8 protein-coding genes are annotated in these 11,484 nt (G+C 65.1%); 2 read left to right on the plus strand and 6 right to left on the minus strand.

What is annotated here, in order from left to right:
- Positions 1 to 228 precede the first annotated feature (228 nt).
- A complete protein-coding gene (hisF, locus tag L21_RS10765; RefSeq protein WP_074370475.1) occupies positions 229 to 1,035 on the plus strand; it encodes an imidazole glycerol phosphate synthase subunit HisF in 807 nt (268 codons plus the stop codon).
- On the opposite strand, the gene pheT is transcribed toward hisF, so the two are convergent.
- Genes pheT through endA form a run of 4 tightly spaced genes read right to left on the minus strand, consistent with a single transcriptional unit; the run spans position 992 to position 6,360 of the window.
- Positions 992 to 2,632, minus strand: a complete 1,641-nt coding sequence (gene pheT / locus L21_RS10770) for a phenylalanine--tRNA ligase subunit beta (RefSeq protein WP_074370501.1) — start codon at positions 2,630 to 2,632, stop codon at positions 992 to 994. The two genes, hisF and pheT, sit on opposite strands and share 44 nt — an antisense overlap.
- Positions 2,633 to 2,634: 2 nt before the next feature.
- The gene (gene pheS / locus L21_RS10775; protein WP_074370502.1) at positions 2,635 to 4,080 is read right to left on the minus strand and encodes a phenylalanine--tRNA ligase subunit alpha; all 1,446 of its coding nucleotides are present in this window, start codon (positions 4,078 to 4,080) and stop codon (positions 2,635 to 2,637) included.
- 2 nt (positions 4,081 to 4,082) lie between these two features.
- Positions 4,083 to 5,339 (minus strand): tryptophan--tRNA ligase, encoded by a 1,257-nt coding sequence (locus L21_RS10780; protein WP_074370476.1) that lies wholly within the window; start codon positions 5,337 to 5,339, stop codon positions 4,083 to 4,085.
- Positions 5,340 to 5,349: 10 nt separating this feature from the next.
- Positions 5,350 to 6,360, minus strand: a complete 1,011-nt coding sequence (gene endA / locus L21_RS10785) for a tRNA-intron lyase (protein WP_074370477.1) — start codon at positions 6,358 to 6,360, stop codon at positions 5,350 to 5,352.
- A 94-nt stretch (positions 6,361 to 6,454) separates the two neighbouring features.
- Between endA and L21_RS10790 the strand changes: the two genes are divergently transcribed.
- A complete protein-coding gene (locus L21_RS10790) occupies positions 6,455 to 7,672 on the plus strand; it encodes a hypothetical protein (RefSeq protein ID WP_074370503.1) in 1,218 nt (405 codons plus the stop codon).
- A gap of 42 nt (positions 7,673 to 7,714) precedes the next feature.
- Here L21_RS10790 and L21_RS10795 read toward each other — a convergent pair whose 3' ends face one another.
- Together L21_RS10795 and L21_RS10800 are read right to left on the minus strand one after the other, a co-directional pair.
- Complete coding sequence (locus L21_RS10795) at positions 7,715 to 10,297, minus strand: PKD domain-containing protein (protein WP_074370478.1); 2,583 nt, start codon at positions 10,295 to 10,297, stop codon at positions 7,715 to 7,717.
- Between the two features lie 313 nt (positions 10,298 to 10,610).
- Positions 10,611 to 11,459 (minus strand): deoxyribonuclease IV, encoded by an 849-nt coding sequence (locus L21_RS10800; RefSeq protein WP_074370479.1) that lies wholly within the window; start codon positions 11,457 to 11,459, stop codon positions 10,611 to 10,613.
- Positions 11,460 to 11,484: the final 25 nt, after the last annotated feature.

The raw sequence follows: 11,484 nt of genomic DNA on the forward strand, positions 1-11,484 counted from the left end.
TTTTCATGGCTCGGCTGTAGGTAGGCTCCACCCAGCTAAAGGCTTCTGTTTTACGTGATACGAAACAGGGAGTTTCAGACGGTTTTGCGTTCACCAGGGCATATCCTGGACTTTGCGACCCCCACCCCGCCAGGGCTCCACCAAACACCCGCAAGCCAACCCCGCTCACAAGAACAGCGAACTCTTATAGGCAAACCCTCATCACCTCCGCCCTCAAAACCACTACCCATGGTTTTGACCAAGCGGATCATCCCCTGCCTGGACCTCAAGGACGGGCGGGTGGTCAAGGGCACGCACTTCGTCGGCCTGCGCGACGCGGGCGATCCCGTGGAACTCGCCCAGCGCTACAACGAGCAGGGCGCGGACGAGGTGGTCTTCCTCGACATCACCGCCACCAGGGAGGACCGGGGCACCATCATCGACGTCGTGCAGCGGGCGGCCGATCAGCTCTTCCTTCCGCTCACCGTCGGCGGCGGCATCCGGACGATCGAGGATATGAAGCAGATCCTCCGGGCGGGCGCGGACAAGGTGAGCATCAACTCGAGCGCCGTCGCCGACCCGAACCTGATCTCGCAGGGCGCAGAACGGTTCGGCACCCAGTGCATCGTCGTCGCCGTCGATGTCCGGCGCAACTACGAGACGGCGCCGGGAAAGACGCCGATAAGCCTTGCCGACGGCCAGGAGTGCTGGTACGAGGTCGTGACCCACGGCGGCAGCCGGGGCACGGGGCTTGACGCCGTCGCCTGGGTGAGAGAGGCGGAGGAGCGCGGGGCAGGCGAGATCCTGCTCACCAGCATGGAGACCGACGGGACGAAGGAGGGGTTCGATATCCCGGTCACGAGAGCGGTCTCGGAGGCGGTCGGGATCCCGGTGGTCGCGAGCGGCGGCGTGGGAACGCTCGACCACTTCTACGAAGGGTTCACGGAAGGAAAGGCCGACGCCTGCCTCGCGGCAAGCGTCTTCCACTACGGCGAGTTCACCGTCCGCCAGGTCAAGGAGTACCTGGCAGCGCGGGGTATCCCGGTACGGCTGTAAGGTCGAGCGCGAGCGCCGCGACCGGGTGCTCGAGGTCGAACGCCCCGAGAACAGCCGGGTGGATCTCCCCGAACACCCCCACTATTCTTCCGTCGACAACGATATCCCCGCGGCGGCCGTCGAGGAACGCCGGGTCGGCCGACTCCGTGACCGTATAGGAGAGCGAGAGTTCCCGGCAGAGGACGTCCGCCGCCGCGTATGCCTCGGAGAAGTCGGCCGCCGGATGGATGCTGACCGCGGCGGCCTGCTGGGAGGTGACGCAGTCCTCGACCACGTCGCCCACCGCAAAGAGCCGCTGCGGGAGTTCGCGGTGCTTGTTCGCCTGGAGCATCTCCATCAGCAGGGGGAGGAGGTCGGTCCGGACCACCGTCTGCTCCTCGCTGATCGGGTGGAGAACCCGCAGGGTCCCCGGAGCAGGCTCGCGCTGCATGTTCGCGTAGAGCACCCGCTCGTTTGAGAGGGTGAACGGCATCATCTCGAGGTACCCGAGGCCGATCATCACCGACCTTACCGCTCCCGCGATGGCGGGGATCGGGTGCTCCTGTGCGACCGTGGAGGTCTCCGGGAGGACGGCGTCGAAGTTCTCGATACCGTAGGCGATTGCCACGTCCTCAAAGACGTCCCAGTCGTGGAGGATGTCCGAACGGTAGCAGGGGACGAGCACCCGGACCCGTGAGTCGCCGTCGGGCTCTGCCCCGAACCGCATCCGGCGAAGAAGCCGCGATATCTCCTCTCCCGTGAGGGAGAGGCCAAGAAGGGAGGAACACTCCGCGACCGAGACGACGCGCTCCGCGGGGGCGAGCGTGGGCATCTCCTCTCCCTTGACGGTGACGCTCTCGATCGTCGCTCCGGCCTCGGCGAGCGCCGTGCAGATGATGTTGACCGCCGTCATCACCGCTTTCTGGTCGGTGCCGGTGCAGTCGAGCAGGATGTTCTTTGTCGCCGACGTGACCCTCGTCAGCTCGCCGTTGATGATCGGCGGGAAGGAAAGCACCCGGTCGTCGGCATCGACGATCAGCGGGAAACGATCGAACTTCTCCACCAGGTGGGCATAGTCCCGGCCCTTCGGGTGGTCGGCGAGCATCTCCTCCATCGTCATCTCCCGCTCGAAGTCCAGCGGGACGAACGATCGGCTCCGGGGCGAGGCGATGTAGCGGAAGGGCGGCGTGATCGCGTCCAGATCGTGGACGCCGATCGCCACCTTGCCCCGACCGCGCCCGACCGCCCAGTGGAGGGCCTCCTGGAGGGCCATCAGGCTCTCGATCGCCTCCTCGTCGAGGTTGACGTTCCTTATCACCGCCGAGCCGAGATACGGCCGGATACCGGCAAGCCCCGGGTCGACCGAGAAGGTGATCCCGGAAGGGCGGACGGTGTAGGCCGGCAACCCCTCTTCGATACCGAGGAACCCGCGCATCGCCCGGGCAACGCCCTCGGGAGAGTAGAGGTCAGGCCGGTCCGGGAAGAACTCGACGTCCACGTGGTCTTCCTCGATCCGCTCGATGTCGGCCCCGATCATCGGAACGCGGTCGATGATCGTCTGCCGGTCGGTTCCGGCCAGCCGTTCCAGGTACCGGTAGGGTAACGTTATAATCGCCATGCTCACCGCCTCCCGCCGTAGGTGGGCGTCTCCCGGACCCACTCGACGTCGCTCCTGTATAGCTGCCGGAGATCCCGCAGGCCAAGCCGGAGCATCGCCACCCGGCTGATCCCGAGGCCCCACGCGAGGACCTTGTGCTCGATCCCGAAGGGCGCGGTCACCTCCTCCCGGAAGATGCCCGCGCCGCCGAGTTCCACCCAGCCAAGCCCGTCGACGTAGACCTCCGGCTCCACGGAGGGTTCGGTGTAGGGGAAGTAGCCGGGGCGGAACCGGACCTTCTCAAAGCCCATCTTGGCATAGAACTCCTTCAAGAACCCGAGGAGGTGGCGGAAGTTCACCCCTTCGTCCATCACGATCCCCTCGAGCTGCTCGAACTCCGCGAGGTGGGTGGGGTCGACCGCCTCCCGCCGGTAGACCCGGCCGATGCAGAACGCCTTCACCGGGGGGGTGGGGTGGCTCGCCAGGTGCTGGATGGAGAGGCTCGTCGTGTGCGTCCGGAGAACGCACTGCTCCGCCTTTGCGGCGCTCCAGGTGCCTCCCCAGCCGGTGGACGAGGTCTCGCCGCCGTGCTCGTGCATGTCGCGGACGCGCTCATAGCCCGCCGGGAGCGGCCAGCGCTCGCCGAGGAAGAAGGTATCCTGCATCTCCCGCGCCGGGTGATCCTGCGGCTGGAAGAGGGCGTCGAAGTTCCAGAACGAACTCTGCACGATCCCGCCCGCCATCTCTTCGAATCCCATGTCAAAGAGGGTGCGGCGCATCTCGTCGATGATGCGCTGGTAGGGGTGGGTCTTGCCCGGGTAGGCGCGCCGGGGGAGTTTCGTGACGTCGTAGCGCCGGAGCGGGAGATCCTTCCACTCGCCGGAGAGGATCTGCTCGCGGGTGAGCGTCTCGACCTCTTCCCGCAGGTCGAGCCCTCCGCTGAGGAGTTCGCGGCCGCGGGGCGTGATCGAGACGGTGTAGGCGACGGTCTCCTCCTCAATGGCGAGCCCGCGCTTCACGAGATCGCCGACCCCAACGCCGTCCTCGATCGCGCCGCTCTCGCTGAGGCGGGCGAACGCGGCCTCATCGGGGCCCGGGGCGGTCCGGCCGGTCTTCTCCACGACCCCGTCGCGGATGGCGATCCAGCCCTTCTTGCGCATCCAGCCGATCGCGATCTTTGCGAGCGGATGGCGCTGGAGGTCGCGCATCGGGATCGTCTCCTCGAAACTCTCGAGCACCTGCCGCTCGGGAAGGCCCTTTTCCATGTAGGCCCGCCCCTCCTCCGTCGGGACATACCGCCGGGAGACGTGTTTATCTACGTCCACAAGCCCCCGCTCCCCGGCGAGGTTCGCGTACTGCACCACCGCTTCCCGGCGGGCATCCATCTTCTCCGCAAGGACGGCCGCATCGACCGACCCGGTCGCCTCCAGGGCGACCAGGAGCCTCTTCTCGTTCAGCGTCAGTTCCACCGTCACACCTCCTCTGCAAGATGCTCGACTGAATCCATCTTATCCCGTAACTCCACAAGGAACGCCTGCACGCGCTCATACGTCTCCTTCTTGCACTGCCCGCAGGTGAGTTCGCCGCTCTCGCACCGGCGGCGGAGGTCGGCGAGCTCCACGTCGTCCTCGAGCATGTGGAAGAGATTCAGGAGATAGACCGAGCAGGCGTCCGGCTCGCCCCCGAGACGCTGTTGCTCCTCAAGCGTCATCCTCCCGCCGGTCATCGCCCCCATGACCTTCTTCCTGACCGATTTATCGGGCTCGTAGAACCCGAACAAACTCTCGGGCACGCTGCTCGACATCTTCCCGCCCTGGAGTCCGGGCATGAAGATGTGATAGGTCGACGAGGGGAGGTAGAACCCGAACCCGCCGTGAGCGATCTCGATCTTCCTGACGGCGTCCTCGACCTGCTCCTGCGGAAGGCCGGTGACGTCGACGTGACCCGCATACTTCTTCGAGCCGGGGAAGGCGCGGTGGACGGCTTCGAGAGCCGCCTCGGGAGCGTTCTTCGACCGGACGCTGATATGGTCGCCGCGATCCTCGACCGTGAAGAGCCTGAGTTTGTAGGCCACGTCCCGGGTGAGCCGGATGTGCGGGTCCTGGTCGAGGCCGACCGGGACGACGGTGGGCGCAGGGCCGGCGTCGAGCTGCGGGAAGAGGATGTCGGCAACCTGGGTGATGACGCTCACGGCATGGGAGAGCGAGGTATCGGGTCCAAACCCGTAGATCGCCGACATCTCCGAGAAGTTCACCTTCGTGGACGCCTCGAACGCGAGGTCTTTCAGGCGCTCGTTTTTGCTCTGGTAGTAGGTCGTGCCCTCGAATCCCAGGGCGTAGAGGGCTTTGAGATACTCCTTCCCGTACTCGCGGCACTTCTCCCACGAGATCCCGCGGACCGCGTGCGCCTCCCGGTCGGCGACGGCGACGTAGCCGTTCCCGCCCTGCCGGACGTGCCAGACGACCTCCTTCATGACCATCAGGTGCCCCAGATGCGGGAGGCCCGAGGGCATGAACCCGGTCAGCACGTGAAACGGGGTGCGCTTTTGGATGGCGTCGGCGACCAGGTTGTAGTCCCGGTGCCCGACGACGATACCCCTGCGCATAAACGACGGTACTTCGGGAAGCCTTCGTGCGACCTCACTGATCGGCTCGATGCCGAACTCGGCAAAGAGTCGATCCACATCAACGGTCTGGTTACTCGACCACGGGTTCACTTCAGAATGCATGTGCTGACGCTCACAGTTTTATTCGGGCGAATTCGACGTATCTGATATCGGTGTTATATATGCAGGCAAACAACATCTTTTTTTTGACGCTGTGAGCGAGCCTGACGGAGCGGGAGACGGCGCTCATCGGCGTGGAGGTTCCGGACGGAACCGCGTGGACGAGCATCTCGGAATGGCTCTTCTTTCCCGAGTAGACACGGAAGTGGTGGCCGAACTTGTAGCCCGTCCGGGGGATGTAGCCCTTCTCCCGCAGATCGGAGAAGACCCGCTCTTTTTCATGGATCTCGACGTCTTTTCCTGCCGCCGCATCGAGGAACTGCTCTGCGGTCATCTGTCCCCCGTCCTGCACGACCGAGAGGCAGCGTCTGCGCATGAGATAGATCGACTCGACCGGGCGGAGGAGGAGCCGTTCGGTATCGAGCCGCTTGCCGTACCAGTCCTCTTCGAGCGGGGTTCCCGGCGGCAGGTGGGCGAGCGCGTAGGTCCCGAAGAGCGTGGCCTCCACCGGCGTCGCGCATCCCGCAGGCTCCCCGACCCCGGGAAGATCCTGCACCCGCACCTCGTAGTAGGTCAACTCGTCCTCGTCGTCGACGACCGCGAGGAGGTACTGTTTGCGCATGTTGACGGCGGCAAGCACGTCCTGGCTTAACCGGTCGAAGTCGACGATGTCGCGCTCGGAGAGAACCCGGATCAGGTACCGGGACTTCCCGACGCCGGGCTTGTGGCCGCGGCGGAAGACGCGGAAATCCTGCGGCCCGGGCTGGATTACGTATCCCCGCTCGCGGATGTCGCGGTAGACGAGGTACCTGCGGATGAAGTTCGGCTGGCCGGCAAAGAGGCCGAGCAGGGCGTCGAAACCGAAGTCTTTCACGTCGATCTTGTTTCGTTCCATGAGGTAGAGTGCCTCTTCGGGAGAGAGGCGGAGGCCGGTTCCCTCGGGCCTGCCGTAGCCGCCCTGCTCGTAGAGCGTCCGCCCTTCACCGCCGAGGCGCACCCAGGTTCCGTCGAATGTTGCCAACACGTGCTAGAGGTATTGGAGGTTCACGTTCATTAATGGATTGCCGGGGCGAACCACTACGCTTTTTGCGTGCCGCGCCGCACCAGTGATCGATTCCATGACGGAAACAGTCCGAGACTTCTGGAAGCCGGGGACGATCCTCGCGGCACTGCTCATAGCGGTGGTGATGCCGGCAGGAATCGTCTCTGCGAGCGAGACCTCACCGGAGGTCGCCTGGAACGTGACGTTCGCACCGGAGAACAACAACAAGTTCGACGCCGTTGCGCCGACGGCGGACGGCGGGTTCATCGCCCTCGGTTCAACCCTTGCGGAGAAGTACGGGGGGAGCGAGAGCCTGCTGCTCGTAAAGACCGACGGCCGGGGTAATGAGACATGGACGGTGACGATGCCCGAGATAGCGCCGGCCTCCGTTGCGGAGACCGATGACGGGGGATATATCATCGGCGCCTACAACATGTCCACAACCGTGGTCGATCAGGACTTCAACTACCAGGGTTCCTCGTTCCTGATCAGGACGAATGCCGCCGGTGAAGAGGAGTGGCGGCAGGTCATTCCCGGGATGAAGGTCTCGTCCGTCGAGGAGACTGCGGACGGCGGGTACGCCGCGATCGGGTGGCTCTGGAACCCGCCCGAATCGGAGAACGAGACGACGGCGGTCATCGTAAAGACCGATGGTGACGGCACGCCCGCCTGGAACAGGACGTTCCCCGGGATCTCTGCGAACGTAGGAACCGTGACCGCTGACGGCGGCTACGTCCTCGGGGGCACCAAGTCGCCCTTTACCTACGACATCGGCGACGCCTTCCTGATCCGGCTGGATGCCGACGGGAAGACGCTCTGGCATGAGAACTACCAGGTCCCGATCATCTTCGACGTCAAGGAGACGGATGACGGGCGGTTCGTCTACGCGGGCAACTACTGGTACGGCCTCGTCGACGGAGACGGCAAGGAGGTCTGGCTCCGGAACATGGAGGGGCTGACCGGATACGCCGTCGAGTTGCGGCCCTCCGGCGGGTATGTGGTTGCAGGCACGGACGCGAGGAGCGGAGAGGGATTCGTCTTCGGAACGGATGCAGACGGAACGATCCTGTGGGACACGGCGTTCACCGCTACCGGGATTTACGGGGCCGCCAGCGCTCCCGGCGGATACACCCTCGCGGGCATCCGGTTCCTCTCCCCCGATACCAGCGCCGCCTGGCTTGCCGGCATCACGGAGGCGGTGAGCCCCGCCCCGACGGCGGCACCGGGATTCGGTGCGGCTGCTGCCGGGGCGGCGCTGCTCCTCCTCCTCGCGGGGAGGAGACGGAGAGGGTAACCCTCCTCCATCGCTTTTTTTGAACAGTTTTCAGGGCCCGCTTCAGGGCTCTCCTTTCCGGAAGTAGAGGAGCGCCCCCGCCCCCGCGATGATGAGGGCAAGCAAGCCCGGGATGAGGTGCGCGTACGGGATCTCCTCCCCGGCCGTGGGTTCCTGGCCGGTATCGGCGGCAACCGCCTGTGCCGCGCCGTCATCGGGTGCCGCGGCAAAGAGCGCATACGCACTGAAGTGCAGGACTTCGGCCGTGACGCTCCGGGCCTCCGGGAGGACGGCGGTGGGAACTTCCTCCCAGGTGCCGGCCGACCGGTTGTATCGCTGCACCACGAGCCCGCCCTGCACGCTGCCGTTGTAGACGGCGTCCCACTGCTCTTCTGTGAAGTTGAACGAGAGCGTCGCCGGCGGGGAGAAGGCGGCACCCTCCGGCCCGGCGGTGCAGGCGTACCCGGCAAACACGTACGCGCCGGGCGCCGCGGGCACGTCGGCCGGATCGATCGTCGCAAGGGTCACCGCGCGAAGCGGATTGCCGGCGGCATCGACCGCCCGGATGCCCTCAGCAATCATGAGGGTCGCGACCCCGTCGGCCGAATGGATCCTGGCGACCTGGTCGACAAGGCCGGTCTCTCCGAGGTGCAGGCTGCCGGAGTCGGCTTCACGGGGGGTGGGCTTCGGCGTGGGGTTGGGCTCCGGCGTGCTCCAGCCGGGGTTGACCGGGGCGGAGCCGCCGCCACCGCCTCCTCCTCCTCCCCCTCCGCCCGGGGGGTTCTGTATCGCGGTCGGGGTGGGCGTCTGGGTCTGGGTCGGCGTCACGTTAACCGTCGGGGTCGGGGTTACGGTCGGGGTCACGGTCGGAGAGGGCGTCGGCGTCACGCTAACCGTCGGGGTCGGGGTCGCGGTCGGGGGATGGACGGTTATGTAGCCGGGCTCTGCTGCCGTGCCGCTCCCGGCGGCGTTCCCTGCGGTCAGGGTGACGTCATAGGCACCGGGGCTCACGTAGGTGTGCACCGGGTTCTGCTCCGAAGAGGTTCCGCCGTCACCGAAGTCCCAGAGCCATGTTTCGGGCCCGCCGGTCGAGGTATCCGTGAACCTGGCGGTGAGCGGCGCAGTCCCGTTCCTGACGTCGGCCGAAAACGAGGGGTCGAGTTGCTCGTAGACGGTGATGTAGTCGTACTCCGTGTGCGTCGCGCTGGCTCCCGCGTTGTCACAGGTCAGGGAGACGTTGTAAACACCGGGACGATCGTAACGGTGATACGTGTCCCGGTGTACCGATCTCTCGCCGTCACCGAAATCCCAGAGCCAGGCCGTCGCGTAGTCCGGCAAATCACCATAGAAAGCGACCGTGAGGGGCGCAGGCCCCGACACCGGCTCAGCCCGGAAACGGATGACCGGCGGTTCCGGGGGACCGACGCGGATGAGATCGGTCTTCGTGACGGTGTCTGACCCGAACGCGTTGCTCACCGTGAGCGAGACGGTATAGTTCCCGGGGATCTCGTAGAAGTGCCGTGGGTCCTGCAAGGTTGAGGTGTTCCCGTCGCCGAAGTCCCATTCCCAGGTGCCCGGGTCGCCGGCCGACTGGTCGATGAACCGGACGTTGAGTACCGCCCCTCCTTCGCCGGGGTTTGCCGAGAACTCCGCTACCGGGGCCGTTCCGCTGAAGTAGGTGAAGGCGTAGACGTCCGAACCCTCGCCACGGCCGTTCTGCCAGACGACCCGATCGCCGCTGACGGCGGGGTAGAGTTGTTCGGTCGCGGAAGGAATGACCGGCACCTGCTTATCCTTCCCTGCGGTGAGGTCGCAGATGTAAACGTTCCACGGCCCGTCCCGCCTGTCCTCCCAGGCGATGAGGTCCCCGTCAATCGCCGGGGAGACCTGCCAATCGGGGTCGTCGGTGATCCTCTGCTCTCCGGCGCCAGGATCGTCGAGATCGAAGAGGTAGATGTCGGGAGCCCCGTTCCGGTAGTCCTCCCAGACAATCCGGCTCACCGATATCGACGGGTAGGTCTGTCGTGCACCGTTTCCGGTGATCCGGTGCCGCTCTCCGCTCCGGATATCGTACAGCCAGATATCCCCGTTCCCGGTGCTCTCCTCCCAGACGACGTACCGCTCCGAGAGCGCGGGCTTCCAGTCGGTCACCGGCGAGCAGGAGAGGAAGGTCTCGCTGCCGGTCTCGATATCATAGAGGCAGATATCCGTGCTCCCGCTCCGGGCATCGTACCAGACCACATGCTCCCCGTGAACGACGGGCATCCACTGGTCGGCCGGATCGTCGGTGAGCGCCGTCGTCACGCCGGTCGATATCTCGAAAAAGAAGATGTCCGGGCTCATGTTCCGGTTCTCCTCCCAGACGATGTAATCCCCGGAGACGGACGGATACCTCTGCCCCGTCCCCGCGCCCGCAACCTTCCGGCTTCCGCCGCCGGGGCCGCTCGAATAGTAGATCGACTTTCCGTTCCTTCCGTCCTCCCAGACAACCGTTCCCCCGTCGATGTCGGGATGTTCCTGCGACCCTCCATCGATACAGATCGAAACGATATCCCCCGGGGCCCTCTCCCCGGCCACGGCAGGCGATGCCAGTAATCCTATGGCAATGGCGGTACAGATAACAATCAGCGCTTTACATGCAGTCATTCTTGTATCACCGCGATGAGAACGCCCCCTTCGTCCCATACGATGGTGTCTGTACGCACGCCGGGGAAACGAGGTTCCTTCGCCGGCGTACAAACGGAAATCCTGTGGAATCCCGGAGAATCACCGGGAGTCCTCAGGATAAAGGGTTCGCGCGTTGCAGGATAGAATTAGCAATATAAATATCTTACCATAAAATAGAATGGGCTGAGAAAAAATATCCGATTATTATAAAAATTATGCAATATTTGCTGCCCCCGGGGCCGGCACAGGATAACCGGCAGCACGATCCCGCCGGAGCGACGTCACGGGGCGCTCAGGCTCCCGCAAGTTCACGGACCTTCGCGATATTCCCGGTATCGTCCCGCCGCCCGTCGACCGGCGTCTCGCAGATGAGGGGGAGGCAGCGGACGGCCGGGTGACTGAGTATATGCCGGAAGCCTTCCTCACCGATAGAACCGAGCCCGATGTGCTCGTGCCGATCAAGCCCGCTCCCGAGATCCCCTTTGCAGTCGTTGAGGTGGATGATCCGGAGATGGGATAGACCAATCCGGTCGTCGAACTCATCCATGACCGCATCGACGCCTTCGGCCGTCCGGAGGTCGTAGCCGGCGGCGAACGCATGGCAGGTATCGAAACAGATCCCGACCCTTCCTTCTGCGTCGATCCCCTCCACGATCCGGGAGAGATCGTCGACGGTCGTTCCCACGCTGTTCTTCTCCCCGGCGGTGTTCTCGAGGAGGAGCGTCACGCCGGCATCCCCGGCATCCGCAAACGCCCGGTTGACGGCGGCAACGACCCGCTCCTGCCCCGCCGCCGTCCCGGCGCCGCGGTGGTGCCCGAGATGGGTCACGAGATAAGGTATCCCGAGGAGAGCGCACCGCCGGAGTTCCCCGGTGAGCGACGCGACCGATTTTTCGTAGATCTCGGTATCGGGCGAGGCCGGGTTCGGGAGGTAGGGCATGTGGTCGACGACGGGCCCGATCCCCGCCGCACTCACCGCCGCCCTGAAGGCCGCGGCCACCTCGGGGTCGAGGTCCTTTGCCTTCCAGCCGCGGGGGTTGCGGGAGAAGATCTGAAACGTATCGCAGCCCGCATCAAGGGCCCGCCCGACCGCAAGATCGATCGAGCCGGCGATGGAGACGTGGCATCCTACCAGCACCATACCGTAATCTCTCGACCCCAAATCG

The organism is Methanoculleus chikugoensis (genome assembly GCF_900095385.1).
Taxonomy (GTDB): Archaea; Halobacteriota; Methanomicrobia; order Methanomicrobiales; family Methanoculleaceae; genus Methanoculleus; species Methanoculleus chikugoensis_A.

Coding starts and splice junctions, on each gene's coding strand:
- hisF (WP_074370475.1), top strand. CDS start 229: ATGGTTTTGACCAAGCGGATCATCCCCTGCCTGGACCTCAAGGACGGG.
- pheT (WP_074370501.1), bottom strand. CDS start 2,632: ATGGCGATTATAACGTTACCCTACCGGTACCTGGAACGGCTGGCCGGA.
- L21_RS10780 (WP_074370476.1), bottom strand. CDS start 5,339: ATGCATTCTGAAGTGAACCCGTGGTCGAGTAACCAGACCGTTGATGTG.
- L21_RS10790 (WP_074370503.1), top strand. CDS start 6,455: ATGACGGAAACAGTCCGAGACTTCTGGAAGCCGGGGACGATCCTCGCG.
- L21_RS10795 (WP_074370478.1), bottom strand. CDS start 10,297: ATGACTGCATGTAAAGCGCTGATTGTTATCTGTACCGCCATTGCCATA.
- L21_RS10800 (WP_074370479.1), bottom strand. CDS start 11,459: ATGGTGCTGGTAGGATGCCACGTCTCCATCGCCGGCTCGATCGATCTT.